Source organism: Streptomyces sp. JL2001 (genome assembly GCF_050917515.1).
In the GTDB taxonomy this organism is placed as follows: domain Bacteria; phylum Actinomycetota; class Actinomycetes; order Streptomycetales; family Streptomycetaceae; genus Streptomyces.
Genome location: NZ_CP169421.1, coordinates 1,535,662 through 1,555,855, shown reverse-complemented (window position 1 = coordinate 1,555,855; position 20,194 = coordinate 1,535,662). Strand labels below are relative to the sequence as shown.

The following is a 20,194-nucleotide window of genomic DNA, read 5'->3' as shown; positions in this document are numbered from 1 at the left end:
TCCCGCCGAAGCGGGTATCAGCAGCACTGCGTTGGCTGGACCCAGCCAGATTCGAGCACGCACGCTGAACGCCTTCTGCACGCCGTCTGGACGCCTTCTTGGCGAATCCGGGCGTCCGCTGGATTAGGGGCGGGAACAGTGGTTCGGCGGATCGAATAGGGGTTGTATTCGCCGTCCCGCGCTTTCTAGCGTTACGCCAGGTGTGCTGACCGGGGCGCGGCCCGAAGGCGAGCGAGCCGGAGGAAACGGCGCCGCCCGGCCCCCCGGGTGCTGTGCCGGCGGTGGAGACTCAGAGCAGGCAGGAGCGTGCGAGTGACGCAGGTCGAAGGCATCCGGCCACTTTCCGAAGTGCTGCGCGAGCACGCACTCGACCGACCGGACCAGGTCGCGTTCGCCGACGAGGAACGACAGGTCACCTACCGCCGGCTCGAGGAGCGCACGGCGCGCCTCGCCGGCCACCTCGCGGCGCACGGACTCGGCCGCGGCGACCGGGTCGCGCTCCTCCTCGGCAACACCGTCGCGACGGTGGAGGGGTACCTCGCCGTCACCCGCGCCGCCGCGGTCGGCGTCCCGGTCAACCCGCAGTCCTCGGACGCCGAGCTGTCCCACCAACTCGACGACAGCGGGGCACGGTTCGTCGTCACCGACGGATCCCACCTCGACCAGGTCACGCGACTGCGGGCGGAGCGCCCCCACCTCACGGTCGTCCTCGCGCACGGCGAGGACCCCGGCGCCCTCTCCTTCGACGCACTCGCCACGACGGAGCCCGCACAGGACCCGCGGGACGACCTCGGGCTCGACGAGCCGGCCTGGATCCTCTACACCTCCGGCACCACGGGTCAGGCCAAGGGCGTGGTCTCCACCCAGCGCGGCTGCCTCTGGTCGGTCCACTCCTCCTATCGCGGCGTCCTCGGACTCGCACCGGACGACCGGCTGTTGTGGCCGCTGCCGCTCTTCCACAGCCTCGCCCACATCCTCTGCGTCCTCGGTGTCACCGTCACCGGCGCCACCGCGCGCATCCTGCCGGGCTTCGGCGCCCGGGACGTCCTGGAGGCGCTGCGCGCCGAGCCGTACACCATGCTGCTCGGCGTCCCCTCGATGTACTTCCGGCTCCTCGACGCGGTCGAGGAGTCCGGCCGGCCGGTCCCGGACCTCCGGGTCTGCCTGGTGACCGGCGCCGCCACCGGCGCGGCACTGGCCGAGGCGGTCGAGCGGGTGCTCGGCGCGCCCCTGGTGAACAGCTACGGCAGCACCGAGACCTGCGGCGCGATCACCATGAGCCGCCCCGACTCCCCGCGGGTCCCCGGGACCTGCGGCACCGTCGTGCCCGGCGCCGAACTGCGGCTCGTCGCCCCGCGCACCGGCCGCGAGGTGGCCCCCGGCGAGGAGGGGGAGGTGCTGGTCAAGAGCCCCGGCCTGCTGCTGGGATACCACGGCAGGCCCGAGGAGACCGCCGCCGCGCTGCGGGACGGCTGGTACCGCACCGGCGACCTGGCCACCCGCGACGAGGAGGGCCGGCTGGCCGTCACCGGCCGCGTCAAGGAACTGATCATCAGGGCGGGCGAGAACATCCAGCCCGGCGAGATCGAGGCGGTGCTGCGGACCGTCCCGGGCGTCCGGGACGTCGCCGTGACGGGCCGCCCCGACGAGGCCCTGGGCGAGGTCCCCGTCGCGTACGTCGTCCCCGGGCCCGAGGGCTGGTCGCCGGCCGCCGCGATCGCGGCCTGCCGGGACCGGCTCAGCTACTTCAAGGTCCCGGTCGCCCTGTACGAGACCACCGCCCTGCCGCTCACCGCCTCGGGCAAGGTCAGCCGGCGGCGACTGCGCGCACTCCCGGCACGGCTGCGGGGCCTCGGCACGACGCATCACGACCAGCTGTGGGAGACGTGCTGGGAGCCGTGGCAGGGCCCGCGGCCGCGGCGGGACACCGAGGAGGGCGGGCGGCGGGGGACCGGGGACGTTCCCCCCGGCAGCCCGGTGCGCTGGGCCGTGATCGGCGGCCGGGAACCGGCGTTCGCCGAGGCCGTTCGCCGGGCGGGCGGCACGACCGCCGCCTTCGCGGACCTGCCGGCGGCGCGCGCCGCGGGGCCCTTCGACGGGTACCTCTGCGTCGTGCCGCCGGTGACGGGCGGAGCCGGCGGAGGCGAGGCGGACGACGGGCCGGGCGGGCAGGACCGGCTCTCGGTCCTCGACCGGCTCACCGGCCTCGACGGCCTCGACGGGGCAGCCCCGTCCGGCGGAGGGGACGGTGCGGACGGGTCCGGGGCCCTGGTCGGCCTCGCGGCCCTCGGCGCGGCGGAGCCGGCGCCGCGCGTCGTCGTCCTCACCCGGGGCGCGGTGGCCGCCCGGTCCGGCGAGGTGCCGGATCCGTACGGCGCGGCCCTGCGCGCCTGGGCCCGCGCCCACGGCCGGTCCGGCGGCCCCCTCCTCGTCGATGTCGATGTCGACGCCGATGCCGATGCGGACACCCGTACCGGTGCCGAGACGGTGACGGTGCCGGCCGGCCACGAGCAGGACCCGCTCGTGGCCGCCTGGAGCACCGTGCTGACCGGAACGGGCGAGGAGCGGGAGTTCGCCGTCCGCGGCGGACGGGTCCTCGTGCCGCGGCTGTCCCGGGTACGGGCCACGGACGAGACCGGCGGGGACACGGGCGCCGCGCGCGGCACCGCGACCGGAGCGGACGCCACCCGCGCCGGGAGCCGGACGACGGGCCGCCCGCAGGAGCCCGCCGGGTCCCCGTCGACCGGCACCGTCCTCGTGACGGGCGCGGAGACCGCCCTCGCCCGCGTCCTCGCCACCCACCTCGTGGCCGGGCACGGCGCCCCCTCCCTGGCCCTCGCCGCCGACGACCGGGCCGCGGCGGACGACCTGGCCGCCCAACTGACCGGACTGGGCGCCCGGGTGACGGTCCACACGGCCCCGCACGACACCGCGGCCGGCGTCGCCGACCTGCTCGCGGCCGCAGGCGCGGACGGCCCGCTCGACGCGGTCGTCCACCCCCTCACCGGACCCGGCGCCGCGCGGACCGCGGCCCTGCTGCTCGCACGGACCGACGGGACCACGCCGATCCCCCTCACCCTCTGCGGCACGCTCGGCCACGGGCCGGCCCACGCCGGCTCCCCCGCGGAGGCCGCGACCGACGCGTACCTCGCGGCACTCGCCCAGGCCGCGCCCCACGCCGGCTTCGTCGCCTTCGCCCCCGGAGCGACGACGGCGGCGGGCACCGGCCCCCACCCCGAGCGGGTCGTCCCCGGAGCCGGTCCGCTCGACGCACGCGAGACCGCCGACGCCTTCGACCTCGCCCGGCCGCTGCGGGCCCCGGTCCTGGCCCTGCGCGTCGACCCGTGGCGGCTGCGCTCCGACGAGGGCGCCCGGCTGCGCGCCCTGCTGCACGACCGCGCCCCCGGCGACACCGGTCCGGACGGGGCCGTGGACCTGCGGGCCCGGTTCGGCGAACTGCCCGCCAGGGCCCGGTCGAAGGCGCTCACCGACCTCGTACGCGAGGAGGCCGCGCACGCCCTCGGTCTCGACGGGGCGAGCGGGATCGACGCCGCGCTCGCCTTCACGCACCTGGGCATCACCTCGCTCACCGCGGTCGCCCTGCGCGACCGGCTGGCGGCCCGCACCGGACTGCGGCTGCCCGTCACCCTCGCCTTCGACCATCCGACGCCGGCCGCCGTGGCGGAGGTGCTCGCCGCGGAACTCTTCGGCCGCCCGGACGCCGGCGCGGCGCCCGCCCCGCGCCGCACGCCCGCCACCGACGACCGGGACGACCCGGTCGTGCTCGTCGGCATGAGCTGCCGCTACCCGGGCGGCGTCGCGTCGCCCGAGGACCTCTGGCGGCTCGTCGCCGAAGGGCGCGACGCCATCGGAGCGTTCCCGGACGACCGCGGCTGGGACCTGGACCGGCTGCTCAGCGGTGACGGCACCGCGCCGGGCACCAGCGCCACCGGCCACGGCGGATTCCTCGACGCGCCGGGCGACTTCGACGCCGGCTTCTTCGGCATCAGCCCCCGCGAGGCGCTGGCCATGGACCCGCAGCAGCGCCTGCTCCTCGAAGTGGGCTGGGAGGCCGTCGAACGCGCCGGCATCGATCCACGGTCGCTGCGGCACACGGACACCGGCGTGTACGTCGGGCTGATGTTCCACGACTACGCCCGGAACCCCGGCGTCCTCCCCGAGGACCTCGAACGCCTCCTCGGCACCGGCACCGCCGGCAGCGTCGCCTCCGGACGCCTCGCGTACACCCTCGGCCTCAGCGGCCCCGCCCTCACCGTCGACACGGCCTGCTCCTCCTCGCTCGTCGCCCTCCATCTGGCCGCCCAGGCACTGCGGCGCGGCGAGTGCTCGCTGGCCCTGGCCGGCGGGGTCGCGGTGATGGCGACCCCGAGCACCTTCGTGGAGTTCAGCCGTCAGCACGGACTGGCCGGCGACGGACGGTGCAAGGCCTTCGGCGCCGACGCCGACGGCACCGGCTGGTCCGAGGGCGTCGGCGCCGTCGTCCTGGAACGCCTCTCCGACGCGCGCCGCCACCACCACCCCGTCCTCGCCGTCCTGCGGGGCAGCGCGATCAACCAGGACGGCGCGAGCAACGGCCTGACCGCCCCCAGCGGGCCGGCCCAGCAGCAGGTCATCCGGCGGGCCCTGGCCGACGCCGGACTGTCACCGGCCGACGTGGACGCCGTCGAGGCCCACGGCACGGGCACCGTGCTCGGCGACCCGATCGAGGCGAACGCGCTCCTCGCGACGTACGGCCGGGACCGCGACCCCGCCCGCCCGCTGCTCCTGGGGTCCCTCAAGTCCAACATCGGCCATGCCCAGTCGGCGGCCGGGATCGGCGGCGTCATCAAGATGGTGGAGGCCATCCGGCGCGGCGAACTGCCCCGCACCCTGCACGCCGACCGTCCGACGGAGGCGGTGGACTGGGACGCGGGCGCCGTGCGCCTGCTCCGGGAGCACACCGCCTGGCCCGCGACCGAAGGCCGGCGCCGCGCCGCGGTGTCCTCCTTCGGCGTCAGCGGTACCAACGCCCACCTCATCCTGGAACAGGCCCCGGACGTCCCCGAGCGACCGTCCACCGAGTCGCCTTCCGCGCCTCCCGCACCGGGAGCCGGCCCGCGCACCGCCGGACCCGCCGTACCGGTGGTGCTGTCGGCCCGGACCGCGACCGCGCTGCGCACCCGCGCCGCGCACCTCCTCGACCGCCTGCGCGCGGACACGGAGCTCACGGTCCCCGACCTGGCCGCCGCGCTGGCCACCACCCGTACGTCCTTCCCGCGACGGGCCGCCTTCGTCGTGACCGGACGGGCGGATCTGGAACGCCGGCTCACCGCCCTCGCCGCCGGCGAGGCCGCGGGCGGCGAGGGCACCGAACCGGCGCCGGGCGGGCTCGCGCTCGCCTTCACCGGCCAGGGCAGCCAGCGGCCCGGTATGGGCAAGGAGTCGTACGACGCCCACCCGGTCTTCGCCGAGGCGTTCGACGCCGCCTGCGCCGCGCTCGACGCGCATCTGGAACGGCCCCTGCGGGAGGTGATGTGGGCCGCCGAGGACACCCCGGAGGCGGCCCTGCTGGACCGGACCGACTTCACCCAGCCCGCACTGTTCGCTCTGGAGACGGCGCTCTTCCGCCTCGTCGAGTCGTGGGGGATCCTGCCCGACCTGGTCCTCGGCCACTCCGTCGGCGGACTGACCGCGGCGCACGCCGCCGGCGTGCTGTCGCTGCCGGACGCGGCCTCGCTCGTCGCGGCACGCGGCCGGCTGATGGCGGCCCTGCCCGCCGGTGGCGCCATGGCGGCGCTGGAGGCGACCGAGGAGGAGGTCCGCGCGGCCCTCGCCGCGACGGCCGCGACGGCCGCGACCGGGTCCGCCGCGAACGGCGGGCTCGCCGAGATCGCCGCGGTCAACGGGCCGCGCGCCGTGGTCGTCTCCGGCGACGAGGACGCGGTCGACGCCGTCGCCGCCGGGTTCCGGGCACGGGGACGGCGGGCCACCCGGTTGCGGGTCAGCCACGCCTTCCACTCCCGTCACATGGAACCGATGCTGGACGACTTCCGGGCGGTGGCCCGCACGGTCACGCTCCGGCCGCCGCTCGTCCCCGTGGTCTCCGACGTGACCGGCCGGCCCGCCGAACCGGCCGAGCTGCGGTCGCCCGACTACTGGGTCCGGCACGCCCGCGAGGCGGTCCGATTCGCCGACGCCGTGCGCGCGCTGCCGGCGGCGGGGATCGGCACGCTCCTGGAGATCGGGCCCGACGCCGTACTGACCGCGATGGCGAGCGACTGCGCGACCGAGGACGAACTCGTCCCGTGCGGGGGGCTCCGCCGGGGCCGCCCCGAGGTCCGCGCCCTGCTCGACGCGGTGGCCAGGGCCCACACGCACGGCGTACCGGTCGACTGGACGGCGTACTTCGGCGGCCGCCCGGCACGGCCGGTGGACCTGCCCGTCTACCCCTTCGAGCACCGGCGGTACTGGCTCGCCTCGCTGCCGGCGCCCGGACCCGACGGCACCCCGTCCGCCGCCCCGCCCACGGCCGGCACCGCCGGTGCACCCCCCGTCGGGAGCGGTGCCGCGGCGGACACCCCGCCCGACGCCGCGGCACCGGCCGCCCGGCTGCGGGCCGCGCTGACGGCCCTCCCCGACGACCGGCGCGAGCGGTGGCTGCTCGACCTCGTCCGTACGGAGATCGCCGATGTCGCGGGCTTCGAGGGACCCGAGGACGTCGAGGCCCGGCGCAGCATGAAGGACCTGGGGCTGGACTCCGTGTCCGCAGTGGAGCTCCGCAACCGGCTGGCCGCCCGCACCGGCGCGGACCTGCCCGCCTCCCTGGCGTTCGACCACCCGACCGCGGACGCGATGGCCCGGCACCTGCTCGGCGCGCTCCGGCCGGTCCTCGACGGCGAGGGTTCCGGTGACGGCGAGGGAGACGACAGGGCCGGCGGACCGCGCACGGTCTTCGGCGAACTCGCCCGGTTCGAGGCCGCCGTCGAGGCGGAGCGACTCGACACCGCCGCCCGCGACCGGATCGCCGCCCGCCTGCGCGCGCTGACCGAACGGCTCGGCGACGGCCCGCCGAGGCTCGTGGACAGCGCCGAGGGCATGGCCGAGATGGATCTCGACGCACTGATCGGGGCGGCCACGGCCGACCAGCTCTTCGACCTCATCGACAACGAACTGAAGGGGGACGTCACGTGACGGGCACCGAGGAGAAGGTGGTCGGCTACCTGAAGAAGGTCACCGCCGAGCTGCACGAGACCCGTCGCCGGCTGCAACGGGCCGAGTCGGCGAGCCACGAGCCGATCGCCGTCATCGGCATGGCCTGCCGCTACCCGGGCGGCGTCCGCTCCCCCGAGGACCTGTGGCGGCTCGTGCTGGAGGAGCGCGACGCCGTCTCCGGATTTCCGACCAACCGGGGCTGGGACATCGACGGCATCTACCACCCCGACCCCGACCGGCCGGGCACCTGCTACGCCCGCCACGGCGGCTTCCTGCACGACGCGGCCCTGTTCGACCCGGAGTTCTTCGGGGTGTCGCCGCGCGAGGCCCTCGCGATGGACCCTCAGCAGCGGCTCCTGCTGGAGACCTCATGGGAGGCGTTCGAACGCGCCGGGATCGATCCGACGTCACTGCGCGGCAGCGACACCGGCGTCTTCACGGGCGTGGTGCACCACGACTACGCCACCCAGCAGGTGCCCGAGTCCGTCGAGCCGTACCTCGTCACCGGGCTCTCCGGCGGCGTCGCCTCCGGCCGCATCTCGTACACCCTCGGCTTCGAGGGTCCGGCGGTGACCCTGGACACGGCGTGCTCGTCCTCGCTGGTCGCCCTGCACGCGGCGGCGCAGGCACTGCGCGCGGGCGAGTGCGGGCTGGCGCTGGCCGGCGGCGTCACGGTCATGGCCACACCCCGCGCCTTCCTCTCCTTCAGCCGGCAGCGCGGACTGTCCCCCGACGGCCGGTGCAAGGCGTTCGGAGCAGGCGCCGACGGCACGGGCTGGGCCGAGGGCGCCGGCATGCTCCTCGTGGAGCGGCTCTCCGACGCCCGGCGCAACGGCCACCCTGTCCTCGCACTGCTGCGGGGCGTGGCGGTCAACCAGGACGGCGCCTCGAACGGCCTCTCCGCGCCGAACGGCCCCTCGCAGCAGCGGGTGATCCGCAAGGCCCTGGCCCACGCGGGCCTGTCCGCGCGGGACGTGGACGTCGTGGAGGGCCACGGAACCGGGACCAGGCTCGGCGACCCGATCGAGGCCCAGGCCCTGCTGGCCACGTACGGGCAGGAGCGCGACCCCGGGCAGCCGCTCCGCCTCGGCTCGATGAAGTCGAACGTCGGCCACACCCAGGCCGCCGCCGGAGTGGGCGGCGTGATCAAGATGGTGGAGGCGATGCGCCACGGCATCATGCCGCGCACGCTCCACGCGGAGGAGCCGTCGCCGCACGTCGACTGGTCCGCGGGAGCCGTCGAACTCCTCACGGAGCGCCGCGACTGGCCCCGCACGGACCGGCCGCGCCGGGCCGCCGTCTCCTCCTTCGGGATCAGCGGCACGAACGCGCACGTGATCCTGGAGGAGGCCCCCGACGGGGGCACCGCCCCGCAGCCGGCCCCGGCCCCCGCGGCCCTCGTGCCCTGGCCGCTGTCCGCCCGGGACCCGCAGGCCCTGCGCGAGCGGATCTCCGCGCTCCGCGCCTACGCCGCGGACGCGCCGGCCGACCCCGCCGACGTCGGCGCCTCCCTCGCCCGGCGCGCCGTCTTCCGGCACCGGGCGGTGCTGCTCGGCGCGACCGCCGACCGGACCGTGGTCGGCGGCGTCGCCACACCCGGCGCCACCGCCGTGCTCTTCCCCGGCCAGGGCAGCCAACGCCCCGGTATGGGGAAGGAGTTGTACGAGACCCACCCGGTGTTCGCGCGCTCCTTCGACGAGATCGCCGAGCTGACCGGGATGCCGCTGAAGGACCTCGTCTTCGCGGCGGACCCCGAGGGCGGACTCGACCGGACCGGCAACGCCCAGGTCGCCCTGTTCGCCGTCGAGGTCTCGCTCTTCCGGCTCGTCCGCTCCCTGGGCGTCGAGGTCGCGGCCGTGGTCGGCCACTCCGTCGGCGAGGTCGCCGCCGCCCACGTCGCCGGCGTCCTCACCCTCGCGGACGCCTGCCGCCTGGTGGAGGCCCGCGGCCGGCTGATGCAGCAACTGCCGCCCGGGGGAGCCATGGTGGCGGTCGAGCGCCCCGAGGCCGAGGTGACGGCCGAGCTCGACGGGCTCGCGGACCGGGTCGCGATCGCCGCCGTCAACGGCCCGGCGTCCGTCGTGGTGTCGGGCGAGGAGGACGCCGTCCTGGCGCTCATGGAGAGCTGGCGCGCCCGGGGCCTGCGGACCACCCGCCTGAAGGTCAGCCACGCCTTCCACTCGCCGCTGATGGACCCGATGCTGAAGGAGTTCCGCGATGTCGTGGCAGGGCTGGAACTGCGGGAACCGACGATGGCGGGACTCCCCGCCGAGGTCGTGGACCCCGAGTACTGGGTACGACACGTCCGGCAGCCGGTGCGCTTCGCGGAGGCCGTGGAACGCGCCCGGGCCCACGGCGCGGTGCGCTGGCTGGAGGTGGGGCCCGGCGGGGTGCTGAGCGCGCTCGCCCAGAAGATCGTCCCCGAGGCCGACGACCAGGTGTTCGCCGCCGCACTGCGCACCGACCGCCCCGAGGCGGAGTCGTTCCTCACGGCCCTGGCCCGCATCCACGTCGACGGCGGAACGGTCGACTGGAACCGGCTGACCGAGGGGCGCGCCACCCTGACCGACGTGCCCACCTACCCCTTCCAGCGGCAGCACTACTGGCTGGAGGACCCGCCCGGCCCCACCATCCTCGGCTCCCCCTCGGCCCCGGTGACCGCCGGTCCCGGCACGCCCGCCCCGACGCGCGAGACCGTGGAGACCGCCCCCGCCCCCGAGGCGTCCGCCCCGGCCGACGACGGCGCCGACGGCACGGCCCGGCGCAGGCTCGCCGGCCTCACCGGGACGGAGCGCACCGACGCCCTGCGCGAACTCCTGCGCGCCGAGGCCGCGGACACCCTCGGCCACTCCTCTCCCACGACCGTCACCGCCGACCGCTCCTTCCAGGAGCTGGGCTTCGACTCGCTCACCGCGATCGAGCTGCGCAACCGGCTCGGCGGAACGCTCGGCCTGCGCCTGCCCCGCACCGTCGTCTTCGACCACCCCGACCTCGACGCGCTCACGGCGTTCGTCGAGGGACGGCTGGACGAGACCGGCGCCGCCGCCCCGCGCGGCGCGTTCGACCCGGACCGGCCGGACGCGGAGGAGGGGGCGGGGCTGCTCACCGAGCTCTTCTGGCAGGCGGCCGGCGACGGACGGCTGAACGAGGCCGGTGTGATGATCGAGGCCGCCGCGCTGATGCGCAGGAGCTTCGCGCATCCCGCCGAAGCGGGCACGAAACCCGCCCCGGTCTGGTTCGGCCGCCGCGGCACCCGGCCCACCGTGGTCTGCCTGCCCGCATTCAGCGCGATCTCCGGACCCCATGTGTACGCCCGGTTCGCCACCGGCTTCAGCGAGACCTGGCGGCTCGCCGCCCTGCCCCACCCCGGCTTCGCGTCCGGCGAGCCGCTGCCGGCCACGGTCGAGGCCCTGGCCGAACTGCACGCCCAGGCGGTGCTCGACGCCGCACAGGGCGCCCCGGTGCTGCTCGTCGGCCGGTCCGCCGGCGGCTGGGTGGCCCACGCGATCGCCGACGCGCTGGAGCGCCGGCACGCCGTGCCCGCCGGCGTGGCCCTCCTCGACACCCCCGCCTGCGCGGACGATCCGCGCGGCCGGGACGTGATGGTCCGGGGCATGCTGGAACGGGAGAGCAGGCTCGTCTCGCTCGACGACCACCGGCTCACCGCCATGGGCGCGTACGCCCGCCTCTTCCGGCAGTGGAAACCCCAGCCGATCAGCGCGCCCACCCTGCTCGTGCACGCGGCCGCGGCGTACGGCGAGACCGAGGAGCGGATCGCCTCCTGGCACCTTCCGCACGAGGTGGCCGAGGTCACCGGCGACCACTTCACGATGCTGGAGGACCACTCCGTCACCACGGCCGAGGCGGTCGAGCGCTGGGCGAACTCCCTGCTGCCGCCCACCTGACGGTCACCGGACCCGGCGGGGCGGCGCCGCCGGGCCGGGGCGCCCCCCACCGCCCCGGCCATCCCACCCGTCGCTTCGCGGCACGACCCCTCGCGGGTCGTGCCGCGCCGTGTGCGCGCACCGCCACCGGACTGGACCTCTGAACCTGCCGACGGTTCTGGCCTGGCCGTTCGTCAGCGCGTAACGTGACGCCGCATGAGCATGGACGTCGCCGTGCGCCGCCCCCGCGGCCCGGGGGAGCCGGGCATGCCCGGCCGTCGCCCCGCCCGGCGCTCCGTGCCCGCGCCCTGCGACGAACCAGGAGAGTCGTGAAGATCCTGATCAGCGCCGACATGGAAGGCGCCACCGGAGTCACGTGGCCCGCCGACGTGCTGCCCGGCACCCCCCAGTGGGAACGGTGCCGCTCCCTGTTCACCTCGGACGTGAACGCGGCGGCGCTCGGCTTCTTCGACGGCGGTGCCACCGAGGTGCTCGTCAACGAGGCGCACTGGACCATGCGCAACCTCCTCCTGGAACAGCTCGACGAGCGCGTCGAGATGCTCACCGGACGGCACAAGTCGCTCTCCATGGTCGAGGGCGTGCAGCACGGCGACGTCGACGGCATCGCGTTCGTCGGCTACCACACGGGCGCCGGCACCGAAGGCGTCCTCGCCCACACCTATCTCGCCAACTCCATCACCGGGGTGTGGCTCGACGGCGAGCGGGCGAGCGAGGGCCTGCTCAACGCCCATGTCGTCGCCGAGTACGGAGTGCCGGTCGTCCTGGTCACCGGCGACGACCTCACCTGCGAGGACGCGCTCGGGTACGCGCCCGAGGCACACAAGGTCGCCGTGAAGGACCACGTGTCGAGGTACGCCGCGGTCTGCCGCACCCCGAAGCGGACGGCGGCCGAGATCCGCTCCGCGGCCAAGGCGGCGACCGCTCTCGCCGTACGCCACGAGCCGGTGCGCGGCGGGCCGTTCACCGTGGAGCTGGAGTTCGACGCCGAGCACCTGGCGGCCGCCGCCACGGTGGTGCCCGGCGTGGCGCGCGGCGGAGAACGCCGGGTCGCCTACACCGGCGCGACCATGTACGAGAGCATTCGCACGTTCAAAGCGGTCACGACCATCGTCTCGGCCGCGGTGGAGGAGCAGTATGGCTGAGTCGCCCACGCGGACGGACCGGACACCCACGGCGGTCGACGACACGGCGCTCGACGAGGTGGTCACCTTCACCTCCGAGCTGATCGGGATCGACACCACGAACCGGGGCGGCGGGGACTGCCGCGAACGTCCCGCCGCCGAGTACGTCGCCGAACGCCTCGCCGCCGCCGGCCTGGAGCCCGTCCTCCTGGAGCGGACACCGGGCCGCACCAACGTGGTGGCCAGGATCGAGGGCACCGACCCGTCCGCCGACGCCCTCCTCGTCCACGGCCACCTCGACGTGGTCCCCGCCGAGCCGGCCGACTGGACGGTGCACCCCTTCTCCGGCGAGGTCCGCGACGGAGTGGTGTGGGGGCGCGGAGCCGTCGACATGAAGAACATGGACGCGATGGTCCTCGCCGTCGCCCGCTCCTGGGCCCGCCGGGGCGTCCGGCCCCGCCGCGACATCGTCATCGCCTACACCGCCGACGAGGAGGCCAGCGCCGAGGACGGCTCCGGCTTCCTCGCCGACCACCACCCCGGCCTCTTCGAGGGCTGCACCGAAGGCATCAGCGAATCCGGGGCGTTCAGCTTCCACCCGGAGCCCGGTATGACGCTCTACCCGATCGCGGCCGGCGAGCGGGGCACCGCCTGGCTCAAGCTCACCGCCCACGGCCGGGCCGGCCACGGCTCGAAGGTGAACACCGCCAACGCCGTCACCCGGCTCGCCGCCGCCGTCGCCCGCATCGGCGCCCACACCTGGCCCGTCCGCCTCACCCCGACCGTCCGCGCCGCACTCCGCGAACTCGCCGCGCTGTACGGCGTCGAGACCGACGTGAGCGCACCCGGCCTCGACGTCGACGCGCTCCTCGCCGCGCTCGGCCCGGCCGCCGCCCTCGTCGAACCGACCGTCCGCAACAGCGCCAACCCGACCATGCTGGAAGCCGGTTACAAGGTCAACGTGATCCCCGGGCACGCCGTCGCGTACGTCGACGGGCGGACGCTCCCCGGCGGCGACGAGGAGTTCGCCGCCACCATGGACCAGCTCACCGGCCCCGACGTCGCATGGGAGTTCCACCACCGCGAGGTCGCCCTGGAAGCACCGGTCGACTCACCGACCTTCGCCGGACTGCGGGCCGCCGTCGAGCGCTTCGACCCGGACGGGCACGTCGTCCCCTTCACCATGTCCGGCGGCACCGACGCCAAGCAGTTCTCCCGCCTCGGCATCACCGGCTACGGCTTCTCGCCGCTCAAACTGCCCCCGGACCTGGACTACGCCGCCCTGTTCCACGGCGTCGACGAGCGCGTCCCCGTGGACGCCCTCCACTTCGGCGTCCGCGTACTCGACCACTATCTGCAGTCCGCCTAGGGGGAGTCGACATGGTACCCACCGGCCGCTACGGCAGCTGGCCGTCACCGATCGGCGCCGCGCTCGCCGCCTCGCACGACGGACGACCCGAGTACGTCGGCACCGTCGGCGACGAGGTGTGGTGGACCGCACCGCGCCCCTCCGAAGGCGGCCGGCGCGCCCTGATCCGCCGCACGGCCGACGGCACGGAGAAGTCGGTGCTGCCCGCCCCCTGGAACATCCGCAGCAGGGTCGTCGAATACGGCGGACAGCCCTGGGCCGGCCGGGCCCGCCGGGACGACGGCCCCCTCGTCGTCTTCAGCCACCTGCCCGACCAGCGGCTCTACGCGTACGAGCCCGACCACCCCGGCGACGGCCCGCCGGAACCCCGCCCCCTCACCCCCGTCTCGGACACCGGCGGCGGCCTGCGCTGGGCCGACCCCGTGATCCACCCCGACCGCGACGAGGTCTGGTGCGTCCTGGAGGAGTTCACCGGCCCCGCGCCCACCGACGTCCGCCGGGTCATCGCCGCTGTACCGCTGGACGGCTCGGCGGCCGACGACCGCTCCGCCGTGCGGGAACTCTCCGACGGACGGCACCGCTTCGTCACCGGACCCCGGCTCTCCCCCGACGGCCGGCAGGTCGCCTGGATCGCCTGGGACCACCCCCGGATGCCCTGGGACGGCACGGAGGTGCTGCTCGCCGACGTCACCCCCGACGGCGACTTCACCGGGGCGCGGACCGTCGCCGGCGGGCCCGAGGAGTCGATCCCGCAGGTCGGCTGGACCGCCGACGGCAGCCTCCTGCACGTCAGCGACCGCAGCGGCTGGTGGAACCTCTACCGCACCTCCGCCGACGGGGAGACCCTCCCGCTCTGCCCGCGGCCCGAGGAGTTCGGCGGCCCGCTGTGGAAGATCGGCCACTGCTGGTTCCAGCCGCTGGACGACGGCCTGATCGCCGTCATCCACGGCAAGGGCGCCACCGCCCTCGGGATACTGGACCCGCAGAGCGGCGAACTCGTCGACGCCGCCGGCCCCTGGACCGAATGGGCCCCCACCCTCGCCGTACGCGGCACCCGGGTCGTCGGCGTCGCGGCCAGCCCCCGCAGCGCCTACGAGGTCGTCGAACTGGACACCCGCACCGGCCGGACGCGGGTCGTCGGCTCACCCCACGACGACCCCGTCGACCCCTCGTACTACCCCGAACCCCTGATCCGCACCTTCCACGGGCCCGACGACCGCGAGATCCACGCGCACGTCTACCCCCCGCACAACCCGGACCGCATCGCCCCCGACGACGAACTGCCGCCCTACGTGGTGTGGGCCCACGGCGGACCGACCGGACACGCCCCGCTCGTCCTGGACCTGGAAATCGCCTACTTCACCTCCCGGGGCATCGGCGTCGCCGAGGTCAACTACGGCGGTTCGACGGGCTACGGCCGGGAATACCGCGAACGGCTCCGCGAGCAGTGGGGCGTCGTCGACGTCGAGGACTGCGCGGCCGTCGCCGAGGCCCTCGCCGCCGAGGGCACCGCCGACCCGGACCGGCTGGCCATCCGCGGCGGCAGCGCCGGCGGCTGGACAACGGCCGCCTCGCTGGTCACCAGCGACCTCTACGCCTGCGGCACGATCATCTACCCCATCCTCGACCTGCTCGGCTGGGCCACCGACGAGACCCACGACTTCGAATCCCGCTACCTCGACTCCCTGATCGGACCGGTCGACGAAGTGCCCGCCCGCTACCGGGAACGCTCGCCCATCGACCACGTCGACCGGATCACGGCCCCCTTCCTGCTGCTCCAGGGCCTCGACGACGTCATCTGCCCGCCCGCCCAGAGCGAGCGGTTCCTCGCCCGGATGGCCGGCCGGGGCGTCCCGCACGCGTACATCGCCTTCGAGGGCGAGAGCCACGGCTTCCGGCTCGCCGGCACCCTGATCCGCGCCCTGGAGGCCGAACTCTCCCTCTACGCGCAGACCTTCGGCATCGAACGGACCGACGTCCCCCGCCTGGAGCTGCGGAAATGACGGCGAACCCGGCGGACCGGGTCCGCCCCCTGACCCGGCCCCCACGGCTGCGCGCCGGCGACCGCGTCGCCGTCGTCGCACCCAGCGGACCGATCCCCGAGGAGCGCCTCGCCGCCGGTCTCGACATCCTGCGCGACTGGGACCTCCAGCCCGTGGTCGCCCCCCACGTCCTGGACCGGCACCCCGGCTTCGACTACCTCGCCGGCACCGACGAGGCACGGGCCCGCGACCTCCAGGAAGCGTGGTGCGACCCCACCGTGACCGCCGTCCTGTGCGCCCGCGGCGGCTACGGCGCCCAGCGCATGGTGGACCTCCTCGACTGGCCGGCGATCCGCGCGGCCGGCCCCAAGGTGCTGGTCGGCTACAGCGACGTCACCGCCCTGCACGAGGCGTTCGCCGTCCGCGCGGGACTGGTCACCCTGCACGGCCCGATGGTCGCCGCGGCCACCTTCCTGAAGGACCCCCGCACGCAGGAATCCCTGCGGGCCACGCTCTTCGAACCCGAGTCCGTCCGGACACTCGCCCCGGAGACGGCCCGGACGATGGCGCCGGGACGGGCCCACGGCGTCACCCTCGGCGGCTGCGTCAGCCTCCTCGCCGCCGACATCGGCACCCCGCACGCCCGCCCCACCACACGGGGCGGCCTGCTCCTCCTGGAGGACGTGGGAGAGGAGGCGTACCGGCTCGACCGGATCCTCACCCAGCTGCTGCGCTCCGGCCTGCTCGACGGGGTCGCGGGCATCGCCCTCGGCTCCTGGGAGGAATGCGGGCCCTACGAGGACGTCCGGGCGGTCCTCGCCGACCGGCTGGCCCCGCTGGGCGTGCCGGTGGTGGAGGAGCTGGGCTTCGGGCACAGCGCCACGGCGCTGACCGTACCCCTCGGGGTACCCGGCGTGCTGGACGCGGACGCGCGCACCCTGACGCTCGAGGTGCCCGCGCTCGCCTGACCACCGGCCGGGCCTCCTGTCGCGCGGGCGGGTCACAGGTGCTTCCCTCGTAGGAGAGAGGCTGGAGGTGCTCGTGCCATGCGCTGGTGGATGCGGCACGAAGCGAGGCAGTCCGAGCGGCGCGCCCCGATCGTTCCCGAGGACGCGCGGCGGCTGATCGACGCGGGGTTCGACCTGGTGGTGGAGACATCGTCCCGGCGCGCCTTCCCGGCCCGGGAGTACGCGGCCGCCGGCTGCCGCGTCGTACCCCCCGGGAGCTGGACCAAGGCACCGCCGGGGGACTGGGTGCTCGGGCTGGGCGAGCCGCCCGCGGAACCATGGCCCCTGCGCCACCGGCACGTCTTCTTCGGACACGCCTACCGGGGCCGGCCGGCAGGCGCCGCGCTGCTCGAGCGCTTCGCGGCGGGCGGCGGGGAACTGCTCGACCTGGAGCACCTGGTCGACGGCAAGGGCGCACGCCTCGCCGCCTTCGGCTACTGGGCGGGCTACGCGGGCGCCGCCCTGGCCGTCCTCCACCGCGCCGGGCTGCTCACCCCGCCCGTGGGCCCGCTGTCCCGACCGGAACTGGACGCGAGCCTGCGGCTCTGCCGGCAGTCCACCCGCGCGGGACGCGCCGTGAGCGGGGGAGCCGTCCGCGTGCTCGTCACCGGGGCGGACGGCCGCTGCGGGCGAGGAGCCCGGGACGCCCTCGCCGAGGCGGACGTCGACACGACCGGCTGGGGGCCGCAGGACACCGCGCCCCTGCCGCGCGGGCGGCTGCTCGCCCACGACGTACTGATCCACGCGATCGGCCCCGACCACCCGGTCCCGCCCTTCCTGACCAGGGCGGACCTGGGCGTGCCGGGACGCAGACTGTCCCTGCTGTGCGACGTCAGCTGCGACCTCGGCTCGCCCTTCGACGCGGTCCCGGTCTACGACCGGCTCACCGACTGGGACCGGCCGGTGCGGCGACTGCCCGGCACCGGACGCCCGCTGGACGTGATCGCCATCGACAACCTGGCCACGCTGCTGCCCGTCGAGTCGAGCCGTGACTTCTCCGCGGCGCTCACGCCGCACCTGCTCGCGCTCGCCACCGGGACGACGAGCGGGCAGGAGCCCTGGGAGCGGAGCCAGAACGCCTTCCGCCGGGCGACGGCGGCCCGCGCGGCCCGCCGGGTCGCGTGAGGTGGCGGGGGCCTGGGCGGTCTTGGGGGGTGCGGGTCCTGGCGCTTGGGGTGGGCCGGTCTTGGGTGGCTTCTGGTGGTTGGCCGCCCTCTCTCCGAGTGTGGCAGCCGGGTCCGTGCCCTCAAGGGCGCTCCTTCGTCGCGTCGCTGCGCGATGGGCTGCGCCCACCCTTGACCGCCCGGCCCCGGCTGCCTTTTCACACTCGGAGGGCGGCCCGGGGAGGGGCATCCGCTCCGGGGCCCGGTACCTCTCGGGCGCCGTCGGCGTCCGTCGGCCTTGGGGTGGCTTCCCGCACCCATTGAATGGGGCGGCTGAGCAGGGCTTAGCGGATGCCGCTCGTTTCTCGGCTGGGATTCATGCCCCGCTGGTCAATGTCCGGTGGGGGTGAAGCCGAACCCCGAGCCGTCATCGCCAGTTCGGGTCAGGGGAGTCCCATCTGCCCCACCCATCCCATCGCGGGTCTGGGATCGGCTGCTCAATGACGCTAAGGCGTACATTAAGCTCCCTGAGAGTCCGATATGCCCGTGAAGTCCCTTATCTCGTCTGGGTTACCGCAGGTAATGTACGCCGTAGCGTCATTCGGGAGTCCCACTCGCCGGCGAAGGATCGACACCGGACTCGATGGCGGCCGGCTTGAGGCGTCGATCCTCCAAGGGCTCTCGGATTCGGCTTCACCCACCACCGGAGAGTGACCAGCGGGGCATGAATCTCCGCCAATGGGCTAGGGATTGCCGCTAAGCCGTGCCGGGTCACCCCATTCAATGGCTGCGCTGGACCACCCCCGGAGCCGACGGGGGCCGACGGCGCTGCGCGCCCCGCCGGCCCCTCGCCTGGGCCCATCCCCCCGGGCCGCCCTCCGAGTGTGAAAAGGCGGGTGAAGGCGACGGGTCAAGGGTGGAGCGAAGCGAAATCGGCGAAGCCGACGCGACGAAGGAGCGCCCTTGAAGCGGCGCCGTAACCCGCCACACTCGGAGAGAGGGCGGCCAACCACCAGAAGCCGGCAAGAGCCCCGAGCCCAAGACCCCAGGCCCCGCCCCCAAGGCCGTGTGCCGCGATTGCGCCTCGCCCCTCGTCGGCCCTCCCGTCCGTGCCTCGCCCCGTTGTCGCCCGTCCGACCGTCGCCCCTGCCAGCCGCTCCCGCCGTCGCCCGGTCTGCTGTAACCCCGCCCGCCCCCCGGCCGCCGGCCGCCCCGTGTCGGCCGCCGGCAAGAGGCCGGCACGGGCCCCCTTCGTCCCGACAGGGATCCTGTCGGCCGCGCCCCGCCCTGGGCCCTTGCCCTGCCCAGGTTCTCGCCCTGCCCGGGTCTCACCCCGCCCGCCCGTCGCCCCCGCCCCGGGTCTCGCCCCGCCCGGGCCTACGCCGAGGTCAGGCTCGCGTAGCCCGGGCGGACGACCTCGGCGATCAGGCGGCGCCGCTCGGGCAGCGGCAGGAACGCGGCGTCGAGCGCCGCGACCGTGAACTCCTCGAAGATCTCGGGGCCGTAGCCGAACGCGTCCGCCATGTGCTGGAACTCCTCGCTCATGGTCGTGCCGGAGACCAGCCGGTTGTCCGTGTTGAGGGTGATCCGGAAGCCGAGCCGGCGCAGCTCCTCGATCGGGTGCGAGGCGTAGTCCTTGGCCGCGCCCGTCTGGAGGTTGGAGGTCGGGCAGACCTCCAGCGCGATGCGGTTGTCCCGGACGTACGCGGCCAGGTCGCCGAGCGTCCCGTCCTCGCCGATGTCGTCGGTGATCCGCACGCCGTGGCCGATCCGCTCCGTGCCGCAGACCTGCACGGCCTCGTGGATCGACTCCGCCCCGACGGCCTCGCCGGCGTGGATGGTGAAGTGGCAGTTGTGCCGCTTCAGGTGCTGGAACGCCGGCAGGTGGCGGGCCGGCGGGTTGCCGACCTCGCCGCCGGCGATGTCGAAGCCAGCCACCCCGTTCTCGCGGTGGGCGACCGTGAGCTGCGCGATCTCCAGCGAGCGGTCGGTGTGGCGCATGCCGGTGAGCAGCGTGCGGACCGTGATCCGGCCGCCGGCGCGACGCTCGCCCTCGCGGAAGCCGTCGTTCACGGCCTCGACCACCTCGTCGAGGGTCAGCCCGCCGTCGAGGTGCTGCTCGGGGGCGTAGCGGATCTCGGCGTAGACGACGCCGTCGGCCGCCAGGTCCTCGGCGCACTCGGCCGCGATCCGGAACAGTGCCTCGCGGGTCTGCATCACCGCGCAGGTGTGGGCGAAGGTCTCCAGGTACCGCTCCAGCGAACCGGAGTCGGCGGCGTCCCGGAACCAGATCGCGAGCGCGGCCGGGTCCTCGGTCGGCAGCGCGGTGTAGCCGCAGGCGCGCGCCAGCTCGACGATCGTGGTGGGACGCAGGCCGCCGTCGAGGTGGTCGTGGAGGACCGCCTTGGGAGCACGCCGGATCCACTCGGCCACGGGGGTGCGGGCAGGGGTCTCGGCAGCGGTGGCAGAGTTGTCAGACAAGTGCATGGCGCGGA

Annotated in this window: 7 protein-coding genes and 1 pseudogene; 7 read left to right on the top strand and 1 reads right to left on the bottom strand. The window is 75.3% G+C overall.

What is annotated here, in order from left to right:
• Positions 1 to 312: 312 nt before the first annotated feature.
• The 7 genes and pseudogenes from ACE1OA_RS06785 (at position 313) to ACE1OA_RS06755 (ending at position 17,721) form a co-directional block, all read left to right on the top strand.
• Positions 313 to 7,191 carry a beta-ketoacyl synthase N-terminal-like domain-containing protein gene (locus tag ACE1OA_RS06785; protein WP_432752474.1) on the top strand — a complete coding sequence of 2,293 codons (6,879 nt, stop codon included), beginning with the start codon at positions 313 to 315 and terminating at the stop codon, positions 7,189 to 7,191.
• 44 nt (positions 7,192 to 7,235) lie between these two features.
• Positions 7,236 to 11,117 (top strand): annotated as a pseudogene (locus tag ACE1OA_RS06780) (type I polyketide synthase); the annotation flags it as partial.
• A gap of 308 nt (positions 11,118 to 11,425) precedes the next feature.
• Positions 11,426 to 12,259, top strand: a complete 834-nt coding sequence (locus ACE1OA_RS06775) for a M55 family metallopeptidase (protein ID WP_356608619.1) — start codon at positions 11,426 to 11,428, stop codon at positions 12,257 to 12,259.
• Positions 12,252 to 13,607, top strand: coding sequence for a M20/M25/M40 family metallo-hydrolase (locus ACE1OA_RS06770; protein WP_432752473.1), 1,356 nt, complete (start codon positions 12,252 to 12,254; stop codon positions 13,605 to 13,607). The genes ACE1OA_RS06775 and ACE1OA_RS06770 overlap by 8 nt, the downstream gene beginning before the upstream one ends.
• An 11-nt stretch (positions 13,608 to 13,618) precedes the next feature.
• The gene (locus ACE1OA_RS06765) at positions 13,619 to 15,610 is read left to right on the top strand and encodes a prolyl oligopeptidase family serine peptidase (RefSeq protein ID WP_356608615.1); all 1,992 of its coding nucleotides are present in this window, start codon (positions 13,619 to 13,621) and stop codon (positions 15,608 to 15,610) included.
• Positions 15,607 to 16,557 carry a S66 peptidase family protein gene (locus ACE1OA_RS06760; protein ID WP_386543723.1) on the top strand — a complete coding sequence of 317 codons (951 nt, stop codon included), beginning with the start codon at positions 15,607 to 15,609 and terminating at the stop codon, positions 16,555 to 16,557. The genes ACE1OA_RS06765 and ACE1OA_RS06760 overlap by 4 nt, the downstream gene beginning before the upstream one ends.
• Before the next feature lie 78 nt (positions 16,558 to 16,635).
• Entirely contained in the window at positions 16,636 to 17,721 is a 1,086-nt protein-coding gene (locus ACE1OA_RS06755) for a saccharopine dehydrogenase (protein ID WP_384872048.1), read from the top strand.
• 1,355 nt (positions 17,722 to 19,076) lie between these two features.
• Here ACE1OA_RS06755 and ACE1OA_RS06750 read toward each other — a convergent pair.
• On the bottom strand, positions 19,077 to 20,186 hold the full coding sequence (locus tag ACE1OA_RS06750) for an adenosine deaminase (RefSeq protein WP_432752472.1): 1,110 nt from the start codon (positions 20,184 to 20,186) through the stop codon (positions 19,077 to 19,079).
• Between the last annotated feature and the right edge of the window lie 8 nt (positions 20,187 to 20,194).